Origin of the sequence: Pseudomonas sp. NPDC087615 (genome assembly GCF_044743445.1) — a bacterium.
GTDB classification, from domain to species: domain Bacteria; phylum Pseudomonadota; class Gammaproteobacteria; order Pseudomonadales; family Pseudomonadaceae; genus Aquipseudomonas; species Aquipseudomonas baetica_A.
In genome coordinates this window covers 77,842-99,903 of the sequence record NZ_JBIUWM010000004.1, presented here as the reverse complement: position 1 = coordinate 99,903, position 22,062 = coordinate 77,842, and the positions used below count along the sequence as shown (strand labels likewise).

Genomic DNA, 22,062 nt, shown 5'->3' with positions numbered 1-22,062 from the left:
AATCCTCGATGTTGGTCGGCATGTTTCTTGGTTTCAAAGTTACTCCTGCCCAATCGACTCCAAAAACTCCGACCGTTCATCACTCATCCGCGCCACGCAGTCATTTTGCGCAATCTTGAACGCCTTGCTGCCCGCCGTCGCCGGGAAAGCCTCCACCGCGCAATCCGCATCCCGCGTCTTCAGCCACTGCTGCTGGGCGGTTTTGAGTTTGGCGGTGATGTCAGCCAGTTGCGCGGCGTTCTTGCCGTACGCCGTTTGCATGCGTTCGGTAAGGCTGGCGTAGTTGTCCTTGAGCAGGTCTTCGGCGGTGGTGCGGCTGTAGGTCGAGCATTCCAGGGTCTGGATGTCGTTTTCGACGGCGTCGCACGGGTTGTTCTCGGACTCTTCGGCGGCGTGTGCGCCGGTCGCAAGCAGGGCCAAAGCCAGGAAGATCGATTTCATTGATGTCGCCGCTCTTATCCAGTGGTGTTTGCAAGATGCGCCAGATTCTGGCTTAAGCGAGCAGGCTTGAACAGGTGGCCGTTCGGGGCGGTTAGTGACCCTTTGTCGCGGATTGACGCTTTCGGCAATTCCCCTGTCGTTTTTGCACCCGGTCGCCCCGGCACCGAGGCATATGCTGGCCCCAAAGCGCCGGCAGACGATTCGGCGCATGAATTGCCAATAAGGGGACGCCTGATGAGCCCAGCCGAATTACACGCCGACAGCATCGTTATCGACGGTCTGATCATTGCCAAATGGAACCGCGAGCTGTTCGAAGACATGCGCAAGGGCGGTCTGACGGCGGCCAACTGCACGGTGTCGGTGTGGGAAGGCTTTCAGGCGACCGTGAACAACATTGCTGCCAGCCAGAAACTGATCCGCGAAAACAGCGACCTGGTGATGCCCGTGCGCACCACGGCCGACATCCGCAAAGCCAAGGAGCAGGGCAAAACCGGCATCCTCTTCGGCTTCCAGAATGCCCACGCGTTCGAAGATCAGATTGGCTATGTCGAGGTGTTCAAGCAGCTCGGCGTCGGCATCGTGCAGATGTGCTACAACACCCAGAACCTGGTCGGCACCGGTTGCTACGAGCGTGACGGCGGCCTGTCGGGTTTTGGTCGCGAGATCGTCGCCGAGATGAACCGCGTCGGCGTGATGTGCGACCTGTCCCACGTCGGTTCCAAGACCTCCGAGGAAGTCATCCTCGAATCGAAAAAACCGGTCTGCTACTCCCACTGCCTGCCGTCGGGGCTTAAAGAGCACCCGCGCAACAAGTCCGATGAAGAACTCAAGTTCATTGCCGACCACGGTGGTTTCGTCGGCGTGACCATGTTTGCGCCGTTCCTGGCCAAGGGCATCGATTCGACCATCGACGACTACGCCGAAGCCATCGAATACGTGATGAACATCGTCGGCGAAGATTCCATCGGCATCGGCACCGACTTCACCCAGGGCCATGGTCAGGACTTCTTCGAATACCTGACCCACGACAAGGGCTACGCCCGCCGTCTGACCAGCTTCGGCAAGATCATCAACCCGCTGGGCATCCGCACCGTCGGCGAGTTCCCGAACCTGACCGAAACCCTGCTCAAACGCGGCCACTCCGAGCGCGTGGTGCGCAAGATCATGGGCGAGAACTGGGTGAACGTCCTGAAGGACGTCTGGGGCGAATAAGCCACCGCACTTCTGAATCCTTTCCCTCGGCCGTCCGCGCCGAGGGCAACACACAAATTTTTCTGGAGTTAAGTTTCCATGGCCAAGATCGCCCCGCAATTGCCAATCGAAGTCGACAGCGAGACCGGTGTCTGGACCTCAGACGCCCTGCCAATGCTGTACGTGCCGCGCCACTTTTTCGTCAACAACCACATGGGCATCGAAGAGGTTTTGGGCGCTGAAGCCTATGCCGAAATCCTCTACAAGGCCGGCTACAAATCCGCGTGGCACTGGTGTGAAAAAGAAGCTGAATGCCACGGCCTGGAAGGCGTCGCGGTGTTCGAACACTACATGAAGCGCCTGTCGCAACGCGGCTGGGGCCTGTTCAAGATCCAGGACATCGACCTCGACAAAGGCACCGCCAGCGTCAAGCTCGAACACTCGGCGTTCGTCTACGTCTACGGCAAGGTCGGGCGCAAGGTCGACTACATGTTCACCGGTTGGTTTGCCGGGGCCATGGATCAGATTCTTGAGGCTCGCGGCAGCAAGATTCGCACCGTCGCCGAGCAAGTCTACGGTGGCTCCGAAGAGGGCCACGAAGACGGCCTGTTCACCGTCAAGCCGTTGTAAGTCGAGGAACCCGCCATGGCTTTCGAAGCAATGTTCCAGCCGATCCAGATCGGCAAACTGACCATCCGCAACCGCGTGCTCAGCACCGCGCACGCCGAGGTCTACGCGACCGACGGCGGCATGACCACCGACCGCTACGTCAAATATTACGAAGAGAAAGCCAAGGGCGGCATCGGCCTGGCGATTTGCGGTGGCTCCTCCAGCGTGGCCATCGACAGTCCGCAAGGCTGGTGGAAATCGGTCAACCTGGCGGACGACCGGATCATCCCGCACTTCCAGAATCTGGCCGATGCCATGCACAAGCATGGCGCCAAGATCATGATCCAGATTACCCACATGGGCCGTCGCTCGCGCTGGGACGGCGAGCATTGGCCGACCCTGCTGTCACCGTCGGGCATCCGTGAGCCGGTTCACCGTGCGACCTGCAAAACCATCGAGCCGGAAGAAATCTGGCGGGTGATCGGCAACTACGCCACTGCGGCGGCGCGGGCCAAGGCCGGTGGTCTGGACGGCGTTGAGCTGTCCGCCGTGCACCAGCACATGATCGACCAGTTCTGGAGCCCGCGCGTCAACAAACGCACCGATGAATGGGGCGGCAGCTTCGAGAACCGCATGCGTTTCGGTCTGGAAGTGCTCAAGGCTGTGCGCAAGGAAGTCGGCGATGATTTCTGTGTCGGCATCCGTCTGTGCGGTGACGAGTTCCACCCGGACGGTTTGTCCCACGAAGACATGAAGCAGATCGCCAAGTATTACGACGACACCGGCATGATCGACTTCATCGGCGTGGTCGGTTCGGGTTGTGATACCCACAACACCCTGGCCAACGTGATCCCCAACATGAGTTATCCACCGGAGCCGTTCCTGCATCTGGCGGCCGGGATCAAGGAAGTGGTGAAAGCGCCGGTGCTGCATGCGCAGAACATCAAGGACCCGAACCAGGCCACGCGCATTCTCGAGGGCGGTTACGTCGACATGGTCGGCATGACCCGCGCGCACATCGCGGACCCGCACCTGATCGCCAAGATCAAGATGGGCCAGATCGATCAGATCAAACAGTGCGTCGGCGCCAACTACTGCATCGACCGCCAGTACCAAGGGCTGGACGTGCTGTGCATCCAGAACGCCGCGACCTCCCGTGAATACATGGGCGTGCCGCACATCATCGAGAAATCCACTGGCGTCAAACGCAAAGTGGTGGTGGTCGGTGCCGGCCCTGCGGGGATGGAAGCGGCACGGGTATCTGCTGAACGCGGCCACGACGTGACCCTGTTCGAGAAGAAGGAATTCATTGGCGGGCAGATCACCACGGCGTCGAAAGCACCGCAGCGTGACCAGATCGCCGGCATTACCCGCTGGTTCCAATTGGAACTGGCGCGCTTGAAAGTCGACCTGCGTCTGGGCACCGCTGCCGATGCGGCGGCCATCATGGACTTGCGTCCGGACGTGGTCGTGCTGGCGGTTGGCGGGCATCCGTTCCTGGAGCAGAACGAACACTGGGGCGCCGCCGAAGGGCTGGTGGTCAGCAGTTGGGACGTGCTCGACGGCAAGGTTGCACCGGGCAAGAACGTGCTCGTCTACGACACCATTTGCGAGTTCACCGGGATGTCGGTCGCCGACTTCCTCGCCGACAAGGGCAGCCAGGTCGAGATCGTCACTGACGACATCAAACCGGGCGTGGCCATCGGCGGTACGTCGTTCCCGACCTACTACCGCAGCATGTACCCGAAAGAAGTGATCATGACCGGCGACATGATGCTGGAGAAGGTCTACCGCGAAGGCGACAAACTCGTTGCTGTGCTGGAGAACGAATACACCGGCGCCAAAGAGGAGCGGGTGGTCGATCAGGTGGTGGTGGAAAACGGCGTGCGCCCGGACGAAGAGCTGTATTACGGGCTCAAGGACGGTTCGCGCAACAAGGGCCAGATCGACATCGACGCACTGTTCGCGATCAAGCCGCAGCCATCGCTGAGCACCACCGGTGACGGCTACTTGCTGTTCCGCATCGGCGACTGCGTGGCGCAGCGTAATACCCACGCCGCGATCTACGACGCCCTGCGGTTGTGCAAGGATTTCTAACGGCGTGCACAAAACCCTGTGGGAGCGGGCTTGCTCGCGAATGCATTCTGTCAGTTCTACATGAGCTGACTGATCCACCGCTTTCGCGAGCAAGCCCGCTCCCACAGTAAAGCGGATCGTGTTTCTCCAGGCTGTACTGGTGGGAGCTTCACCTATGTTGAACACCCTTCTTCCAATCCTGTTGTTCGCAGCCCTGGGCCTCGGCGTCCTCGGCGCGTTGCGGCGGGTAGCGATGTGGCGTCGGGGCCGGGCCTCTAAGGTCGACCTGATCGGCGGTCTGCTCGCCATGCCCAAGCGCTACATGGTCGACTTGCACCATGTGGTGGCGCGGGACAAATACATCGCCAACACCCACGTCGCCACGGCCGGCGGTGCGGTGGCGTCGATTGTGCTGGCGATTCTGGTACACGGTTTCGGCCTGCATAACCGCATTCTCGGGTATGCCTTGCTGCTGATGACGGCGGTGATGTTCGTCGGTGCGATCTTCGTTTACCGGCGCCGGCTCAACCCGCCAGCGCGGCTATCGAAAGGTCCGTGGATGCGCCTGCCGAAAAGCCTGCTGGCGTTCTCGGCGTCGTTCTTCCTGGTGACCTTGCCGGTGGCCGGGATTCTCCCGGAGAACTTCGGCGGCTGGATCTTGGCGGTGATTCTCGGCGTCGGTGTGCTGTGGGGCGTGTCGGAATTGTTCTTCGGCATGACTTGGGGCGGGCCGATGAAGCACGCCTTCGCCGGTGCCCTGCACCTGGCCTGGCACCGCCGCGCCGAGCGCTTTGGCGGTGGCCGTTCGACCGGTTTGAAACCGCTGGACCTCAACGATCCATCGGCGCCACTGGGTGTGGAAAAACCCAAGGATTTCACCTGGAACCAGTTGCTCGGTTTTGACGCTTGCGTGCAGTGTGGCAAGTGCGAAGCAGCCTGCCCGGCGTTCGCTGCCGGCCAGCCGCTGAACCCGAAAAAACTGATTCAGGACATGGTCGTCGGCCTCGCTGGCGGCACTGATGCCAAATTCGCCGGCAGCCCTTATCCGGGTAAACCGGTCGGCGAACACAGCGGCAATCCGCATCAACCGATCGTCAACGGTCTGGTCGATGCCGAAACCCTGTGGTCGTGCACTACCTGCCGCGCCTGCGTCGAGGAGTGCCCGATGATGATCGAGCACGTCGACGCCATCGTCGACATGCGCCGCCACCTCACGCTGGAAAAAGGCGCGACGCCGAACAAGGGCGCCGAAGTTCTGGAAAACCTTATCGCCACCGACAACCCTGGCGGTTTCGCTCCGGGCGGGCGGATGAACTGGGCGGCGGATCTGAACCTCAATCTGCTGAGCGAGAAGACATCCACCGACGTGCTGTTCTGGGTCGGCGACGGTGCTTTCGACATGCGCAACCAGCGCACCTTGCGTGCGTTCGTCAAAGTGCTGAAAGCGGCCAAGGTCGACTTCGCCGTGCTCGGGCTCGAAGAGCGCGACAGCGGCGACGTGGCCCGACGTCTTGGTGATGAAGCAACCTTCCAGTCGCTCGCCAAACGCAATATCCAGACCCTGGCCAAATACAGTTTCAACCGCATCGTCACCTGCGATCCGCACAGCTTCCATGTGCTGAAAAACGAATACGGCGCCTTCGACGGCAACTATCTGGTGCAGCACCACAGCACCTACATGGCCGAAATCATCCAGGCCGGCGCGCTCAACCTCGGTCAGCACAAAGGCAACAGCGTGACTTATCACGATCCGTGCTACCTCGGCCGTTACAACGGCGAGTATGAGGCGCCGCGTGAAGTGCTGCGCGCCCTCGGCATCGAGATCAAGGAAATGCAACGTTCCGGCTTCCGCTCGCGCTGTTGCGGCGGTGGTGGCGGCGCACCGATCACCGATATTCCAGGCAAGCAGCGGATTCCCGACATGCGCATGGACGACATCCGTGAGACCGGCGCCGAGTTGGTGGCCGTGGGTTGTCCACAGTGCACGGCGATGCTCGAAGGCGTGGTCGAACCGCGTCCGCTGATCAAGGACATCGCCGAACTGGTGGCCGACGCGCTGCTCGAAGACGCCGCGCCAGGCAAGCCGACTATGCCGGCCAAACGTGAACCCGCGGAGGCCCACTGATGAGCGACATTATCCGCCGCGACCCGCGCGCCGAATGGATTGCGCGTAACCGTCTGCACCCGCTGCACGCGGCCATGCAACCGGCGCAACACAGTTGGATGGGCCCCAATGGGGTTATCCGCAAGAACCTCCACGGCATCGGTTTCATCGGCCCCAACGGCCTCAAACGTATTGACCGCAGCGGCGCCCAGCAGGGCGGGGCGGTCAAACGCTCGGCCACGGTTGAAGTGCAATTGCCGCTGCATCAGGTGCCGGCCCCGGCGTTCTACATCAGCGTGGTGCCCGACATGGTCGGCGGCCGCCTGAGCAGCCACGACCGCGACTTGCTCGGCCTCGCGCATCAACTGGCCGGCAAGGACGGCGCGGTGTTGGCCGTGGTCTTCGGCGAGCACAAGGAAAACGCTTTCGCCACGGCCGGCGTTGACCGCCTGCTGGTGCTGGAAGGCGAAGCATTCAGCGGTTATGCACCGGAACAACGGATCCAGGGCCTGCGGGCTGTGGATAACCAGTTCAACCCGCGCCACTGGCTGCTGCCAGACAGTCGCAGCGGTGGCGGCGAACTCGGTCGGCGCTTTGCTGCTGCACTGGGCGAACGCCCGGCTACACGGGTGTGGCAGGTCAAGGATCAAGAGTGCATCGGCCGCGCGGGTGCCGGGTTGCAGGATCTCGCTCGTCCGGTGGCTCGCTTGATTCTGGCGTCCGCCGAATGTGCCGAACCGGTCAGCGAAACCCGCCACGAAGCACTGTCGGTGGAGTTATCCACAGCTGTCGCGCGCAGCCTGTCGCGGATCGAGGATCTGGGCGCCGTAGCGGTGGATCCGTCGGCGATCCCGATGGCCGAAGCCGAGTTCATCTTCTCCGGTGGCAACGGGGTCAAGGACTGGGCACTGTTCCACCAGACGGCCGCCGCTCTCGGCGCCACCGAAGGCGCCTCGCGGGTGGCGGTGGACGATGGCTTCATGGCGCGCGACCGCCAGGTCGGTGCGTCCGGCACCTGGGTCACCGCGCGGGTGTATGTCGCGGTGGGTATCTCCGGGGCGATCCAGCACCTGCAGGGCATCGGTGCCTGCGACAAAGTGGTGGCGATCAACCTCGATCCGGGCTGCGACATGATCAAGCGTGCCGACCTGTCGGTGATCGGCGAAAGCGCGGACATTCTTCAGGCCTTGATCGCGGCGGTAGAGGCCTACCGCAACGACGCCAAGCGCGATGCGGCTTAAGGAACGGCTATGAACACAACAATCATCAGTTTGGTTTCAATCGGCGCTCATCCGACCTCCGGCCGGCCACGCCGCGCCGAACAGGACGCACGCGCGGTGGAACTCGGCTTGCAACTGGCGGGGGATAATCTGCAAGTGCTGCATGCCGGCGATGTTGCGGAACCGGCGCTGCGCGCCTACTTGGGTATGGGCCTTGAGCAGATGCATGTGCTTGAGCAACCTGCTGGCGCCGATGCGTTGCCGGCATTGACCGCGTACCTGCGCGATGCCGGGGCGCAGGTGGTGCTGACCGGCAGTCAGGCGGAAACCGGTGAAGGTTCGGGGATGTTGCCGTTCCTGCTGGCCGAGGGTTTGGGCTGGCCGCTGGTGGTCGGGCTGGCGCAGGTCGAGTCGATCAATGACGGTTCGGCGCTGGTGCTGCAAGCGTTGCCCCGTGGACAGCGGCGGCGGTTGAAGGTGAAGCTGCCGTTTCTGGCGACTGTGGATAACGCAGCGCCGAAGCCGAGACAGAGTGCCTACGGCCCGGCGCGGCGCGGTGTGCTGAACGCCGAAGACGTGGAAGTGCTGGACGATGAACTGCTGGCGGTAGCGACACTGCAACCGGCCAAACCAAGGCCCAAACGCCTGAAAGTGATCAAGGCCAAAAGCGGCGCCGACCGCATGAAAGCCGCCACCGCCAAAGCCAGTGGCGGTGGTGGGCAGGTGCTTAAAGGCGTCACTCCACAAGCCGGCGCCGAGGCCATCCTCAAACTGCTGATCGAAGAAGGCGTGGTCCGCTGACACCCTTCCAATCCCCTTGTGGGAGCGGGCTTGCTCGCGAAAGCAGTGTGTCAGGCGACATTGATGTTGACTGATACAGCCTCTTCGCGAACAAGCCCGCTCCCACAAGTGTGTGTTCGGCAAGCTGTCATTTGTTGACATGAAAAATCCCCTGCATTCCTTTGCGATCAGCGTCAGTCAGAGGTTAAAACACCCGCTCAAACCCCCGAGGAGTCAAGTGAATGACCGTTGAGTTTCGACCTGCCCGGCGCACGGATGCGCGCGACATTGCGCGTTTGTTTCAGATCTCCTCGGAGGGCGCCTCGGATTACATCTGGAGCCAATTGGCGGAGCCGGGCGAGCCATTGCTGAATGTCGGCGAGCGGCGTTATGCCCGCGACGATGTGGATTTTTCCTGGCAGAACTGTCTGATTGCCGAAGCCGAGGGCCGCGTCATCGGAATGATGCACAGTTATGTCACACGCGAAAATCCTGATCCGACACCCCCTACCGACCCGGTGCTGGCGCCTTACGCCGATATGGAGGTTGTGGACACGCTCTACATCTCCAGCCTGGCGCTGCATGAAGGCTGGCGTAATCAGGGCTTGGGCGTGCAGTTTCTTGAGTATGCTCAGGCGCGTGCAGAGCACCTGGCGCTCAATGGCTTGAGCCTGATCGACTATGCCGCCAATACCGGCGCAAGAAGGTTTTATGAAAGGCATGGTTTCGCCATCGTCAAAACCTGTCAGGTGACGCCTCACCCGATGATCCGGGTGACGGGTGACGCCTATCTGATGCATCGTGCCTGATACCCGCGAACAACCTACGGTTGAGAGCACGTTACCCACAATCCCTGTTGGCCAATCTGTGGGTAACGTGTTCGCCCATCCCTGCACACCACGCCAATCAAGCCCTGCAGACCCAAGATCAAAAAACAACCAGCCTAAGTAGCGGTTTTTCCGAGCTTTTCTTCCTGAATAACTCAGCGAGTTGCCCCCAATCTCTGTTGGCGCTTCTGTGGATAAGATGTTCGCTATCGGCTGAAGCCTATACAAACCGTGGCTTGCGAAGATTTGATTAAAAAACAGTCAATTCATCTGTTTCCACGGAAAACTCTCCCGTAAACCTTAAATTCACACAGCCTCCAGCGCTTTTCCACAGACCGGGCAAAGTTACCCCCGAACTCTGTTGGCGCTTCTGTGGATAACGTGTTCGCCATCCTCTACAGGCCATTAAAACCGTGGCTTACAAAGATGTGATCAAAAAACACTCAATCTGTTGCGCAAACCGTCGTTCTGGATAAGTCACGATATTTCTTCGCCAATCAGCCAGTTATTTTTCCAGTCATCCACAGTTGTCCCCATTTGCTGTGGGTGGCTATGTGGATAACTTGTTCGCTAAACCCTGTAAGCCCCACCGGCTATAGTCCAAATAGCTATTGATCAGATTTCATACAGGTCTAAGCCGCTGCCTTGACTTCGATCCGGCCCCTGTCTTCACTTTGATGGCACAAGGACAGCGACTACTTATCCACATCTGGTTCAGGGAGAACGCCTGATGGATAGCCATCCCCATCGATCAGCCCACACCCCCCGCAAGTTCTGCGCGCCAGTGCCGCCTTCGCTGCGAAAGCGTTCGGCGCGTCTTGCTGCCATTCAGCGCGCTCACTTGTAGCCGTTAAATCCGCCCAAACCGCTGTGCTGTCGCCGGGTTAGCCCGGAGGCCAGGTGCCCGTTCGCCCATTGATTGCAGGCAACCGCAGAGTTGCCCCATCTGCCTGAGAGAGGAACCACCTCATGACACGGATCGCAACGCCCATCAGCGAGATCAAGGAACACTACGACGTCATTGTCATTGGCTCCGGTTATGGCGGCGGCATTGCTGCGTCGCGCCTGTCCCGGGCTGGTAAACGTGTGTGTTTGCTGGAACGCGGTCGGGAGATTCAGCCCGGCGAATACCCCAACACCATGATTGCCGCCACCGAAGAATTGCAGGTGCATGATCCCGACGGCCACATTGGCTCGCGCACCGGATTGTTCGACCTGCATGTCAATGCTCAGCAAAACGTTGTGGTCGGTTGCGGCCTCGGCGGTACTTCGCTGATCAACGCCAATGTGGCCCTGGAGCCGGAGCCCGGCGTGTTCGATGATCCGCGCTGGCCACAGGCAGTGCGTGAACACCGCGACACGCTGCTCAAGGACGGCTACGCCCGTGCCCGGGAAATGCTCAAACCCAATCCTTATCCGGACACTGCACCCAATCTGCCCAAGCTCGACGCCAACAAAAAGTCCGCGGAGTACCTCAAGCAAGGCGCGCATTTCTACAAGCCGCCGATCAACGTGACCTTCGACAAACTGCCGAACAACCTCAACCACGTCGGCGTCGAACAACTGCCGTGCAACCACTGCGGTGACTGCGTCTCGGGCTGTAACAACAAGGCCAAGAACACCACGCTGATGAACTATCTGCCGGACGCCTGGAACCACGGCGCGGAGATTTTCTGTCAGGCCCAAGTGCGGCATCTGGAGCGTGACGGTGACGGCTGGATCGTGCACTTCCAGTATCTGGACAGCGGCCGTGAGAAATTCTCGGCGCCGACATTGTTCGTGAAGGCTGACATTGTGGTGGTGTCCGCCGGCACGCTGGGCTCCACTGAGCTTCTTCTGCGCTCTCGAGACAAAGGCCTGGTGATGTCCGGCCAGCTCGGCGAGAACATGAGCGGCAATGGCGACATCCTTGGCTTCGGCCACAACTGTGAGCAGACCATCAACGGCATCGGTTTCGGCGCGCACCCGGCCAAGGAGTTGCACCCGGTCGGCCCGTGCATCACCTCGATCATCGACATGCGCACCGAGGGCGACTGGCGCAGCCGCATGGTCATTGAGGAAGGCTCGATCCCCGGTGCTCTCGGCCGGCCAATGGTGCCGAGCATGGCCGGGTTCGCCGAGATGATCGGCGTGGCCACCGACGACAGTTTCAGTGGCAAGGTGAAATACAAGGAACGCGAGGCCGAAAGCTTCCTGCGCGGCCCGTATTACGGCGCGCTGCACAACATGCAGACCTACCTGATCATGAGCCACGACAGTGGCCAGGGGCGGATGGTGCTGGATAACAAGGATCAGTTGCGCATCGACTGGCCGGGCGTCGGCGAGCAGGAAAACTTCAAACTTGGCAATGATCGGCTGTATCAGAGCACCAAGGCGCTGGGCGGCGTCTGGGTGGAGAATCCGATCTGGACCAAGCTGCTCAAGCACAGCATCGTCTCAGTGCATCCACTGGGCGGTTGCGTGATGGGCGAGGACGCCGGGCAAGGCGTGGTCAACCACAAGGGCCAGGTATTCAGCGGCGCTAGTGGCACCGACGTGTACGCCAATCTGTACGTGACTGACGGTGCGGTGATTCCGACCTCACTGGCAGTCAATCCGTTGCTGACCATCTCCGCCGTCAGTGAACGCAATATGGGCTTGCTCGCCGCTGACCGTGGCTGGCAGATCGATTACACGCTGCCATCCGCACCGAGCAAACAGGTCGCGCCGCCGACCCTTGGCGTGCAGTTTACCGAAACCATGAAGGGCTATTTCTCCCGGGCGTTCACTGCTGCGCAAAGCACCGATCTGAAAGTCTATGAAGCGGCGGCCAAACGCGGCGAGGCAGACAATTCGCCGATCGACTTCACCCTGACCATCACCGCCAACGACCTCAACCGGATGATCAAGGAGCCGGAACACGCCGCGACCATTGTCGGTACGGTCAATGCCTCGGCGCTGTCGCCACAGCCGCTGACCGCAAGCAACGGCGTGTTCAACCTGTTCGAACAATTCGAGGAGCAGGTCGATACGCGCCACATGAAGTACGACATGAAACTGACCGCCGAAGACGGCAGCGAATACTTCTTCAGCGCGTTCAAAACCGTGCCGGAAGACAACGGCGTGCTGAACATCTGGCACGACACCAGCACCCTCTATGTGACGTTGTATCGCGGGCCTGACAAGTCGGGCGAGGTGATCGGCTCCGGGGTGATGCACATTCATCCGACCGATTTCGCCAAGCAGATGACCACCATGAAAGTGCTCAACGCGCGCAACGAGCGCGAGCGCATTGAAGGGCTGGCGCGCTTTGGCAAGTTCTTCGCAGGCATTCTCTGGGAGAGTTATGGCGGGGTGTTTGCCGGTGATATCTACTTCAACCCCGACGCGCCACCACGGCTGAAACGGCCGCTGGATGCGCCATCCCCGGCGGTGCATTTCTTCCCCACCGAGGATGGCGTCGAACTGCGCCTGACTCGCTATCAGGCCGGCAGTAAAGGCCCGGTAATGCTGGTGCATGGTTTGGGTGTGGGTTCGAACATCTTTTCCACCGACACCATTCAGACCAACCTGCTCGAATACCTGTGCAAGCACGATTACGACGTCTGGCTGCTGGATTTTCGCGTGAGCATTCTGCTGCCGGCGAGCAAGAAGGAATGGAACGGCGACCAGATCGCCCAGTACGACTTCAAGGCTGCGATTGCGCAGATTCAACAGCAAACCGCTGCCAAAGACGTGCAATGCGTGGTGCATTGCTATGGCGCGACGACGTTTTTCATGTCGCTGCTGGCCGGGTTGCAGGGTGTGCGCTCGGTAGTCTGTTCGCAGATTGCCGCCGACACGGTGGTTGCCACCGCAACGGGGTTGAAGGCCGGGCTGCACCTGCCGGGGATGCTTGACGCCGTCGGCATCAAATCGATGACGGCTTACGCCGACAGCAAGGAGAACTGGTTCAACAGGCTCTACGACAAGGCCCTCAACGGCTACGCACGGATCGAAGCCCAGGGCTATTGCACCAACCCGGTGTGCCACCGCATCACCTTTATGTACGCGTCGCTGTACCGTCACGACACCCTCAACGAAACCCTGCACGACAACCTGCACGAACTGTTCGGCGAATCGAATATCGAGACCTTCGAGCATCTGGCGCTGATCGTGCGCAAAGGGCATCTGGTGGATTTCAAAGGCAACGATGTGTACATGCCGCACTTTGATCGGTTGACCATGCCGATCTGCTTTATCAGCGGTGCCGACAACCAGTGTTATTTGCCGCAAAGCACGCTCAAGACCTATCAGCGCTTGTGTGACCTGCACGGGCCGGATCGCTATAGCCGGCAGGTCGTGCCGGGCTACGGCCACATCGACTGCATGTTCGGCAAGAACGCGGTGGTTGATGTGTATCCGATCATCCTTGAACACCTGGAGAAAACGGCCCTGGGTTGACTTGAAACCGAGTCGACTGCATCGCTGGCAAGCCAGCTCCCACATTGGGTGGTGCCAGGCATAGATCCTGTGCACACCTCTAGACCCTGTGGGAGCGGGCTTGCCAGCGATAGCTGAAGGTCAGGCGCTACATCTCTTGGGTCTGTACAAGGAAATGGATGACATGGACACCTACATCCGCTGGTTTCAACGCTTCATCTGGCTAGGCATTGCGATGAACATGGTGTTCGCGATCCCCGCGCTGTTCGCGCCGGGATTGCTGACATCGGTGGTCGGTTTGCCGCCGCAACTCTCCGATCCGTGGCTGGAAAACGCCGGGATGCTGTTGGTGGGCATCAGCGTGTTTTACATGCCGTCGGGGTTCAACGCGTCGCGTTACGTGGTGCATTCCTGGCTGTGCGTGCTGACACGGCTGATCGCCGTGGTGTTCTGGATTTACCTGATCAACACCAGTATTCAGGGCTCGGTGTTTGTGCCGATGCTGATGGGCGATCTGAGTTTTTTCCTGATCCTCGGCGTTCTGCTGTACCTGGGTACCACGCCTGAGAATCGACCGCTGGCACTGCTCTGCGAGGGCTGGCGCCAATGGCGCGCCGCGTGGTCGCGACATTGGCAACGCCACAGTTTCAAGGTCGGCACCTTGGTGGTCGTGGCATTACTGGGTTTCATCGGTTACCAAACCTGGTATCAGATGCTGCGCGTGGTGCCAGAGCAGGAATACGCCTCCGACGAAGACCACTACAAATACGCTGCCATCGGCCTCGGCATCGAAGCGCGAATCCCGTATTACCTGTTCGCCGTGCTGCCGCAGATGTGCCCTGAGAAAATGCCCAAGCCCGGAGGCTGGGAAGTCTTCGGTTTTCTCTTCGAGAACGGTAAGGACCTGCCCATTGGCATGGCCAAGCGGCAGATCGGCTACCCGACCGTCGAGCCCAATTGCGCGCTGTGCCACACCGGGTCTTACCGCGCCAATGCCAGCGACGTCGCCGTCAATGTGCCGAGTGCGCCGGCCAATACCTTGCAACTGCAAGCGTTCCAGTGGTTTGCCTACGACTGCGCCAGCGATCCGACATTCACCACCGACGCGGTGATGGCGGCGATCAACAGCAAATTCCAGCTGGGCTTTTTCGAGAAGCTCTACAACCGTTACCTGATCATGCCGATGGCGAAAAGCGCCTTGCTCAAGCAGAAGCAGGCCTACGCCTGGCAGAAGCTGCGCCCGCCGCAAGGGCCGGGGCGCACCGATACGTTCAACCCGACGAAAATGGTGGTGTTCGGCTTCCCGGATGACTCAACCATCGGCACCGTCGACCTGCCGCAAGTGTGGAACCAGAAACCACGCGAATCGATGTACCTGCATTGGGACGGCAATAACAACAAGATCCACGAACGCAACTACGCTGCCGCGATGGCCGTGGGGGCGACAGCGGAATCGGTACTGCCACCCAGTTTCAACCGCGTGACCAACTGGCTGCTCGGGCACAAAGCCCCGGCGTGGCCGTGGGCGCTGGATCAGGCCAAGGTCGCGCAGGGCAAACCGGTCTGGGAGGCGAACTGTGCCGGTTGCCATGACTTCGGCCGTGCCGACACGGGTCAGGTCACCACCAACATCGATCAGCTCGGCACTGATCCGCATCGGCTGGACTCGTTCACCACCGGTCTGGTGGCGGCGTTCCATACCTTCAAAAAACCGCCATTTGACTTCGGCGCCTATCGCAAAACCCAGAGCTACAGCAACACGCCCACCGACGGTATCTGGCTGCGCGCGCCGTACCTGCATAACGGCTCGGTGCCGACCTTGTGGGACTTGCTGCAACCGCCGGAAAAACGTCCGCAGGTGTTCATCACCGGCTCCGACATTTACGACCCGGTCAACGTCGGTTTCGTCACCAGCGGCGCGCAGGCCAAGGCCTCGGCGGACTTCAAGTACGACACGCGGCTGGAGGGCAACCACAACAGCGGTCACCTGTATGGCACGACGCTGTCGGACGACGACAAGCGCGCGCTGATCGAATTCATGAAAACCCTGTGAACCCTTACGGAGAGAGGATTACGCCATGTCACTGGTCAGTCATTGGGAACACGAGTACGACAAGGTCAAAGTACGTATTCACGGTTTGGTCACCCGCATGGAAATGGCCTGGATGAAGCTCGTCAGCGAGCTTGAGCCGCATGAGTTCGAGGCCATCATCAAGCTGCTCCAGCGGGGGCACGATCAGGCGCAGTACGTGCTGAAAAACGGCGAGTTGCCGGACGACGAACCGGGCGTGCCCTGGGAGCTGTCTCACGGCTTGTCGATCTTGCGCATCGGCAACGCCGCGCCGTTGCCGCAGTCGAGCGATCAGCTGCAAACCCGAGTGCTCAAGGACGGCAGCCTGCTCGGTTGTCGCAAGTGGGAACTGCTCGATCTGCTATGGAGCGAGGCGCTGCTCAAGTGGATCGAAAACCTGCGTCATCACGCGACATTCGGCACCGATCCGGCGGTAGTGCAGATGGAGCGCGACGTGACCCTGGCGATTGCCGGCGACTGGGGCACCGGCCCTTTCGACAGCCACGCGCCGGCGGTGTCGGTGGCCAACCAGATGCAACTGGCCCAGGCCGATTTCACCATCCATCTGGGCGATGTGTATTACGCCGGCAGCCACTCGCAGGAAGACGTCGACATGGCCGGATGGCCGATGGGCACCCATGGCTCATTCACCCTCAATTCCAACCACGAGATGTACAGCGGCGCCCACGGCTACTTCAAGGAACTCGCCAAGCGTTTTCCGGGGCAGCAGGGCACCAGTTATTTTGCGTTGATCAACGATGATTGGCTGGTGGTCGGACTCGACTCGGCGTACGCGTCTGAGGCATTGAACCTTTATATGGACGGCACCTTGAACGAGCCGCAAATCCAGTGGATGAAAGGCTTGCCGAAACGCAAAAAAATCATGGTGCTCAGCCATCATCAGGGTTTCGATATTTCCGGGCACAACAAGACCGCGCTGTATCAACCGGTGTGCGATGCGCTGGGGCGTGAGCCGGATTATTGGTATTGGGGGCATTTGCACAACGGCATCGTCTACGCGCAGCAGGGCGGCTTGCAGGCGCGATGTGCCGGGCACGGAGCGATACCTTATGGCAACGCCAGTGAACTGGACGGGCATTCTCGGGTGTTGTGGTCGGAGACTCAGGATGCGAACGATCCGGCGTATCCGCTGCGGGTGTTGAATGGGTACGCGAAGATCAGGTTGGTGGGGGAGGAGATTATTGAGGAGTTTATTGGTGAGGATGGGTCGGTGAGGTGGTCATCGAAGTGATTGGGTGACTGTGACGGCCCCTTCGCGAGCAAGCCCGCTCCCACAGTTTGAACGCATTCCAAAATGTGGGAGCGGGCTTGCTCGCGAAGCTGTTGCTGTTAGCCCTGAACCGGCACACCTTTGAGGTAAGGGGCTGGCTCGGCGCCGAGGTTGTTCAGCATGCGCTCGCTGTACCAATCGACGAAATTCACCACGCCAAATTCGTAGGTCTTCGAGTACGGCCCCGGCTGGTACGCGGTGGAGTTGATCCCGCGCTGGTTCTCTTCGGCCAGACGGCGGTCCTGATCGTTGGTCGCGTCCCACACCTGACGCATGCGCTCGACGTTGTAATCCACGCCTTCGACCGCGTCCTTGTGCACCAGCCACTTGGTGGTGACCATGGTTTCCTGGGCGCTGATCGGCCACACGGTGAAGACGATGATGTGGTCGCCCATGCAGTGGTTCCACGAGTGCGGCAGGTGCAGGATGCGCATCGAGCCCAGATCCGGGTTCTTGATCCGGCCCATCAGTTTGGCGCAGCCCTGTTTGCCGTCGAGGGTCATCGACACGGTGCCCTTGAGCAGCGGCATGCGCACGATGCGGTTACGCAGGCCGAAACTGGCATGGGCGTAAGGGATCTTCTCGGCTTCCCAGGCAGCGGCGGAGGCAGCGACGTGATCCTTGAACGCCTGATCGGCGCGTGGGTCGGTGACGTCGTCCCATTCGAGCAGGGTTTTCAGCAGTTCGGGGTGCGAGGCGTTGCAGTGGTAGCACTCGCGGTTGTTTTCCAGTACCAGTTTCCAGTTGGCCTTTTCCATCAAGGTGGTGGTGATCGCCACCTTGGTGTTCTCCATGTCGTACGGTTCCATGTAGTGGTTCAACGTCGACAGGAAGTCATCGATGGCCGGCGGGTTTTCCGCCAGGCTGATAAAGATGTAACCGCCGGCCGTCTTCACGTTCACCGGTTTGAGGCCGTACTGCTTCATGTCGAAGTCGGCGCCCATTTCGGTGCCGGCGAACAGCAGGCGACCGTCCAGCTCATAGGTCCACTGGTGGTAGTGGCAGACCAGTTTGGCCACCTTGCCCTTTTCGCTGGTGCACAGGCGCGAGCCACGGTGACGGCAGACGTTGTGGAAGGCATGCACCACGCCTTCGGCGCCACGAATGACGATGATCGGGTTCTTGCCGACCTGCAGGGTCAGGTAGTTGCCCTTGGCCGGGATTTCGCAGGTCATGCCAGCGATCAGCCACTCTTTCTGGAAGATTTCCTGCATGTCGATATCGAACAGCCGCTCGTCGCTGTAGAACGGTTGCGGCAGCGAAAAGGTGCGCTCGCGTTCCTGCAACATCTGTGCGGTGGCCTTGCGTGCGGGTTCCAGTGGATCGCCCAAGCTCAGGGTAGTGGTGACGTCCATCGATATGTTCCTCATGGCCATCAGGGTGGCCGGCGAATAGTGGCTGATACGGTTACATCGCAAGGCGCAGAAAATCTGTGTTGATGTGGCGCTGAGTGTGGGCCCGGCGCAGGTCGCAACCTTATCCATGGGCGACATGGCGCAATCTGTTCCCGACGCGTATCCCCTAGTGATAGGGGGCTGGTTGCCATAAGTATGTCAATGTCGCGGATAGGTAAACGGGCCCTCTGCGCTATACGCAGAATCGCCACATGAAGGCCGACAGTCGGCCGTGGAGAACAGCATGTCCAACAGCTTCCTGAATCCGGTCACCACTCAGACCTGGGCCAATGGCCGACACATCGTCCGTTGCGTCAAAGTCATCCAGGAAACCTGGGACGTGCGCACCTTCTGCTTCATGGCGGATCAGCCGATCCTGTTCTTCTTCAAGCCTGGGCAATTCGTCACCCTGGAGCTGGAAATCGAAGGCCAGCCGATCATGCGCTCGTACACCATTTCCAGTTCGCCGTCGGTGCCTTACAGCTTCTCGGTGACCATCAAAAGGGTGCCGGGCGGCAAAGTGTCGAACTGGCTGCACGACAACCTGCATGAAGGTCAGGAGCTGGCGGTGCACGGGCCGGTCGGGCTGTTCAACGCCATCGATTTTCCGGGCCCGAAAGTGCTCTACCTCAGCGGCGGCGTCGGTATCACCCCGGTGATGTCGATGGCGCGCTGGTTCTACGACACCAACGCCAACGTCGACATGACGTTTATCCACAGCGCCCGCTCGCCCAAAGACATCATTTACCACCGCGAGCTGGAGCACATGGCGTCGCGGATCGACAACTTCAGTTTGCACCTGATCTGCGAGAAGCATGGTCTGGGCGAGCCGTGGGCCGGGTATCGCGGTTATCTGAACCACAAGATGCTCGAACTGATGGTCCCGGACTTCCTTGAGCGTGAGGTGTTCTGCTGCGGCCCGACGCCGTACATGAGCGCGGTCAAACGCTTGCTGGAAGCGGCCGGTTACGACATGGCGCGTTATCACGAGGAATCCTTCGGCGCCACGCCTCCCGAGGCCCGCGCCGACGCGGTGGAACAGGCCGAACAAGCCGCGGACGCACCGGAAATCGATGTGGCAGACCTGCATCAGGTGGAATTCACCGCGTCCGGCAAGAGCATTCGCGTGGCACCGGGCGAAACCGTGCACGCAGCGGCGGCCAAGCTTGGGCTGATGATTCCGAAAGCCTGCGGCATGGGGATTTGCGGGACGTGCAAGGTCATGAAGCTGGGCGGCGAAGTCGAGATGGACCACAACGGCGGGATCACCGAGGAAGACGAGGCCGAAGGGTTTATCTTGTCGTGCTGCAGCGTGCCCAAAGGCGACGTGCGGATCGAATTCTAGATTTCACCGCAGTACAAATGTGGGCGCGGGCTTGTTCGCGAATGCGGTATGTCATTCAACACTGATGTTGACTGATTTGACGCCTTCGCGAGCACGCACGCTCCCACAGGGGAGGGAGTTTCAATCCACGAACAGGTCGGGCATCAAAGCGGCGTCGCTGTCCGGCTCGAAACGGTAGTGGTCGAATTCAGTCGCGCCGTGCTCGCGCAAAATCTCTTCATCAATCAACAACCGCCCGCTGATCTGGCGTCCGCGGCTACTCAAAATCACATGCGCCGCATCCGCCATGATCGCCGGTGTCCGCGCCTGCTTGAACGACTCCCGACTGCCCAACTGAAATTCGATGGCCGCCGTGGCGATCATGGTCTGCGGCCACAGCGAATTGACGCTGATGCCGTCATTGGCGAATTCCTCACTCATGCCCAGCGTCAGCATGCTCATGCCGTATTTGGTCACGGTGTAGGGGCTGTATTGGGCGAACCACTTGCTCGCCAGATTCAGCGGCGGTGACAGATTGAGAATGTGTCCGGCGGATTTTTTCAGATAGGGCAGGGCGGCTTGGCTGCACAACAGCACCGCGCGGGTGTTGATCTGGTGCATCAGGTCGAAGCGCTTGAGTTCGATGTGTCGCACGCCGGTCAACTTGATCGCCCCGGCGTTGTTCACCAGTGCATCGATGCCGCCGAAATGTTCATTGGCCTGCGCGAGCGCTTTGCGCACAGCCTCTTCTTCACGCACATCCACTTGCAGGGCCAGAGCCTTTCCGCCGGCGGCTTCGACCTCCGCAGCCACACTGTGGATGGTGCCGGGCAACTTGGGATGCGGTTCGGCGCTTTTCGCCGCAATGACGATATTGGCCCCGTCCCTGGCGGCGCGCAGCGCAATCTCACGCCCAATGCCACGGCTGGCGCCGGTGATGAACAGGGTTTTGCCTTGTAGCGACATGCCGATGCTCCTGCTTATTGTTGTGTGAGCGGAGGCTCGACAGACAATGTAGACCAAGTCTTCAGGTGCGAATGAGGAGGAGCGATTGGATTGGGCGAGCTTTTGTGGGAGCGAGCCTGCTCGCGAAAGCGGCATGTCAGCCGACTTCTATGTCGGATGTGCCGGCCTCTTCGCGAGCAGGCTCGCTCCCACAGGGGAGGGGAGCTATCAGGCGGACATGACTTCGCGGATATCACGGGCCAGCTCACGCACGCGTTCTTCTTCGGTGTCCCACGAGCACATGAAGCGTGCGCCGCCCTTGCCGATGAAGGTGTAGAAACGCCAGTTTTTTGCGGTCAACGCCGCAATCGCCGGTTCCGACAGTTGCAGGAACACGCCGTTGGCCTGCACCGGGAACATCAACTCCACGCCGGGAATATCGCTGACCAGCTCCGCCAGCAACTGCGCGCAGTGGTTGGCGTGGCGCGCGTATTTGAGCCAAGCGTCGTTTTCGAGGATGCCGACCCACGGCGCCGACAGGAAGCGCATTTTCGACGCCAGTTGTCCGGCCTGTTTGCAGCGGTAGTCGAAGTCTTCGGCCAGTTTGTGGTTGAAGAACAGAATCGCCTCACCCACGGCCATGCCGTTTTTCGTGCCGCCGAAGCACAGCACATCAACACCGGCCTTCCAGGTCAGATCCGCCGGCGAGCAGCCGAGGAATGCACAGGCATTGGAGAAGCGTGCGCCGTCCATGTGCAGGTGCAGGCCCAGTTCTTTGCAAGTCGCGCTGATGGCGCGGACTTCTTGCGGGGTGTAGACGCTGCCGACTTCGGTGGCTTGGGTCAGTGTGACCACGCGCGGTTTGGGGTAGTGAATGTCCTGGCGCTTGAGCGCGACTTCGCGGATCGATTCCGGGGTGATCTTGCCGTTTTCGGTACGGGCGATCAGCAGTTTCGAGCCGTTGGAGAAGAATTCCGGGGCGCCGCATTCGTCGGTTTCGACGTGGGCGGTTTCCGAGCAGATCACGCTGTGGTAACTCTGGCACAGCGACGACAGCGCCAGCGAGTTGGCGGCGGTGCCGTTGAAGGCGAAGAACACCTCGCAGTCGGTTTCAAACAGATTGCGGAAATGGTCGGCGGCTCGCGCTGTCCATTCATCGTCGCCGTAAGCGCGTTGGTGGCCGTGGTTGGCCTGTTCCATGGCAGCCCAGGCTTCAGGGCAGATGCCGGAATAGTTGTCGCTGGCGAATTGTTGGCTCTTGTCGGTCATGGCCGGCTTCCGTGATCGAAGCGCTTTTGACGCTTCGTTGGTCAATGAGGGTTGCGCACTTTACCGAAGATCATCCGGGGAGCACACGGGATGTCGCTGTCAGAACTTTACAAGGACAC

The 22,062-nt window shown here is 60.4% G+C and carries 15 protein-coding genes; 11 read left to right on the top strand and 4 right to left on the bottom strand.

Annotated features, from left to right (window positions below):
- Positions 1–39: 39 nt before the first annotated feature.
- A complete protein-coding gene (locus ACIOU6_RS03940) occupies positions 40–441 on the bottom strand; it encodes a lysozyme inhibitor LprI family protein (RefSeq protein WP_401134010.1) in 402 nt (133 codons plus the stop codon).
- A gap of 234 nt (positions 442–675) precedes the next feature.
- Between ACIOU6_RS03940 and ACIOU6_RS03935 the strand changes: the two genes are divergently transcribed.
- From ACIOU6_RS03935 to ACIOU6_RS03890, 10 genes are all read left to right on the top strand, one after another.
- Positions 676–1,653 (top strand): dipeptidase, encoded by a 978-nt coding sequence (locus ACIOU6_RS03935; RefSeq protein ID WP_221731170.1) that lies wholly within the window; start codon positions 676–678, stop codon positions 1,651–1,653.
- Positions 1,654–1,731: 78 nt separating this feature from the next.
- Positions 1,732–2,262 carry a DUF5943 domain-containing protein gene (locus ACIOU6_RS03930; RefSeq protein WP_047303843.1) on the top strand — a complete coding sequence of 177 codons (531 nt, stop codon included), beginning with the start codon at positions 1,732–1,734 and terminating at the stop codon, positions 2,260–2,262.
- A gap of 15 nt (positions 2,263–2,277) precedes the next feature.
- The gene (dgcA, locus tag ACIOU6_RS03925) at positions 2,278–4,338 is read left to right on the top strand and encodes a dimethylglycine demethylation protein DgcA (RefSeq protein WP_221731169.1); all 2,061 of its coding nucleotides are present in this window, start codon (positions 2,278–2,280) and stop codon (positions 4,336–4,338) included.
- Between the two features lie 154 nt (positions 4,339–4,492).
- Positions 4,493–6,442, top strand: coding sequence for a dimethylglycine demethylation protein DgcB (gene dgcB, locus ACIOU6_RS03920; RefSeq protein WP_221731168.1), 1,950 nt, complete (start codon positions 4,493–4,495; stop codon positions 6,440–6,442).
- Positions 6,442–7,662 carry an electron transfer flavoprotein subunit alpha/FixB family protein gene (locus ACIOU6_RS03915; RefSeq protein WP_401134005.1) on the top strand — a complete coding sequence of 407 codons (1,221 nt, stop codon included), beginning with the start codon at positions 6,442–6,444 and terminating at the stop codon, positions 7,660–7,662. The genes dgcB and ACIOU6_RS03915 overlap by 1 nt, the downstream gene beginning before the upstream one ends.
- A gap of 9 nt (positions 7,663–7,671) precedes the next feature.
- A complete protein-coding gene (locus tag ACIOU6_RS03910; RefSeq protein WP_401134002.1) occupies positions 7,672–8,442 on the top strand; it encodes an electron transfer flavoprotein subunit beta in 771 nt (256 codons plus the stop codon).
- Between the two features lie 221 nt (positions 8,443–8,663).
- On the top strand, positions 8,664–9,230 hold the full coding sequence (locus ACIOU6_RS03905; RefSeq protein ID WP_401133999.1) for a GNAT family N-acetyltransferase: 567 nt from the start codon (positions 8,664–8,666) through the stop codon (positions 9,228–9,230).
- Between the two features lie 987 nt (positions 9,231–10,217).
- On the top strand, positions 10,218–13,670 hold the full coding sequence (locus tag ACIOU6_RS03900; protein ID WP_401133996.1) for a GMC oxidoreductase: 3,453 nt from the start codon (positions 10,218–10,220) through the stop codon (positions 13,668–13,670).
- Positions 13,671–13,833: 163 nt separating this feature from the next.
- Complete coding sequence (locus tag ACIOU6_RS03895) at positions 13,834–15,702, top strand: hypothetical protein (protein ID WP_221731163.1); 1,869 nt, start codon at positions 13,834–13,836, stop codon at positions 15,700–15,702.
- Positions 15,703–15,727: 25 nt separating this feature from the next.
- Positions 15,728–16,972, top strand: a complete 1,245-nt coding sequence (locus ACIOU6_RS03890) for a metallophosphoesterase (RefSeq protein ID WP_221731162.1) — start codon at positions 15,728–15,730, stop codon at positions 16,970–16,972.
- A gap of 98 nt (positions 16,973–17,070) precedes the next feature.
- Here the strand turns inward: ACIOU6_RS03890 and gbcA are convergent, their stop codons facing one another.
- The gene (gene gbcA / locus ACIOU6_RS03885) at positions 17,071–18,366 is read right to left on the bottom strand and encodes a glycine-betaine demethylase subunit GbcA (protein WP_221731161.1); all 1,296 of its coding nucleotides are present in this window, start codon (positions 18,364–18,366) and stop codon (positions 17,071–17,073) included.
- 283 nt (positions 18,367–18,649) lie between these two features.
- Here gbcA and gbcB point away from each other — a divergent pair, with 283 nt between their 5' ends.
- A complete protein-coding gene (gene gbcB / locus ACIOU6_RS03880; RefSeq protein WP_221731160.1) occupies positions 18,650–19,750 on the top strand; it encodes a glycine-betaine demethylase subunit GbcB in 1,101 nt (366 codons plus the stop codon).
- 120 nt (positions 19,751–19,870) lie between these two features.
- Here gbcB and ACIOU6_RS03875 read toward each other — a convergent pair whose 3' ends face one another.
- Both ACIOU6_RS03875 and ACIOU6_RS03870 read right to left on the bottom strand, forming a co-directional pair.
- A complete protein-coding gene (locus ACIOU6_RS03875) occupies positions 19,871–20,695 on the bottom strand; it encodes an SDR family oxidoreductase (RefSeq protein ID WP_401133991.1) in 825 nt (274 codons plus the stop codon).
- A 207-nt stretch (positions 20,696–20,902) separates the two neighbouring features.
- A complete protein-coding gene (locus tag ACIOU6_RS03870; protein ID WP_221731158.1) occupies positions 20,903–21,943 on the bottom strand; it encodes a low specificity L-threonine aldolase in 1,041 nt (346 codons plus the stop codon).
- Between the last annotated feature and the right edge of the window lie 119 nt (positions 21,944–22,062).